A 1,254-nucleotide genomic window follows, 5' to 3' on the forward strand; every position below is an offset into this window, starting at 1 on the left:
TGAGCATCCCCCCAAAAACAGGACAGTAGGTTAAGTTCTTAAAAAGAAACTTAAATTTACTTATATGACACGAAGAAAATTCACTTCAAAATTCAAGACCAAGGTGGTTTTGGAGGCGCTCAAGGAGCGTGAAACGGCAAAGGATTTGGCGCAGCGTTTTGAGATATCTCCTCAGCAAGTCAATCTCTGGAAACGGGAGTTTCTCTCACAGGCGGAATCGGTATTCTCAAAAGGTGGCAAGTCGACCAAGAGTGAAGCCGAAGAAAAAGAAGACCGATTGCTCAAGGTAATAGGCAAACAAAAAGTAGAGCTTGATTTTTTAAAGAACGCCTTGCGCTAAGACCCTTAAAGGAGCGAAGAACAATGATAAGCAGGGATCATTCCAACTTAAGTGTTGTAAAACAGAGCGGGCTTCTACAGTTGCACCGCTCAGGGTTCTATTACAAACCTAAAGGAGAGAGCGAACTCAACCTAGAGCTGATGCGCCTGATGGACGAACATTACGCCGACCATTATTTCAAAGGGGCCAAACGCATGCACACTTGGCTTACAATGGACAAAGGGTACAAGGTCAACCAAAAGCGTATAGACCGGTTATATTACAAAGTAATGGGGCTAAGGGCCATTATGCCCGGTAAACATACCTCTAAGCGAAACAAGGCGCATAAAGTATATCCGTACCTTTTACATAACCTAAAGGTTGAAAGGCCTAACCAAGTATGGGCGACCGACATCACATATATACCCATGCGCAAGGGCTTCATGTACTTGGTCGCCATCATCGACCTGCATAGCCGTTATGTACTCAACTGGTCGGTATCGAATACCATGGACGCCCAGTGGTGCAAAGAGACCTTGGAAGAGGCCATTGCAGTCCATGGCAAACCTGAAATCGTCAATACCGACCAAGGAAGCCAATTTACCTCCGAGGTATTCACCCGTTTGGTCCTATCCAACGATATCAAACTGAGTATGGACGGTAAGGGAAGAGCAATCGACAATGTGTTCATAGAACGTCTTTGGAGAAGTGTCAAATACGAAAGCGTATACCTCAATCCACCAGACACGGGAATAGACCTATACCAACAATTGAAAACATATTTTGACTTTTACAACAACAAAAGAAGGCATCAGGGAATCGACAATCAAATACCTTTTAAAAGGTATTTGAGAGAACAACAAAAAGCAGCTTAATGAATATTAACCAGAACCTAATTTAGAGCAAAACCTGTCCTAATCACTGGGGGATGCTCA

General features: G+C 43.6%; 2 protein-coding genes. Both read left to right on the forward strand.

Translation table 11 applies throughout. The annotated features are described in order from the left end of the window. Positions 1 to 64 precede the first annotated feature (64 nt). Positions 65 to 340, forward strand: coding sequence for a transposase (locus FBT53_RS15935; protein WP_136952178.1), 276 nt, complete (start codon positions 65 to 67; stop codon positions 338 to 340). 23 nt (positions 341 to 363) lie between these two features. Next, positions 364 to 1,194: an IS3 family transposase gene (locus FBT53_RS15940; RefSeq protein WP_136952179.1), complete on the forward strand. Its 831-nt coding sequence runs from the start codon at positions 364 to 366 to the stop codon at positions 1,192 to 1,194. Positions 1,195 to 1,254: the final 60 nt, after the last annotated feature.

The sequence above is a fragment of the Flavobacterium sp. ASW18X genome, assembly GCF_005144745.1.
In the GTDB taxonomy this organism is placed as follows: Bacteria; Bacteroidota; Bacteroidia; order Flavobacteriales; family Flavobacteriaceae; genus Croceivirga.

Coding starts and splice junctions, on each gene's coding strand:
- FBT53_RS15940 (WP_136952179.1), top strand. CDS start 364: ATGATAAGCAGGGATCATTCCAACTTAAGTGTTGTAAAACAGAGCGGG.
- FBT53_RS15935 (WP_136952178.1), top strand. CDS start 65: ATGACACGAAGAAAATTCACTTCAAAATTCAAGACCAAGGTGGTTTTG.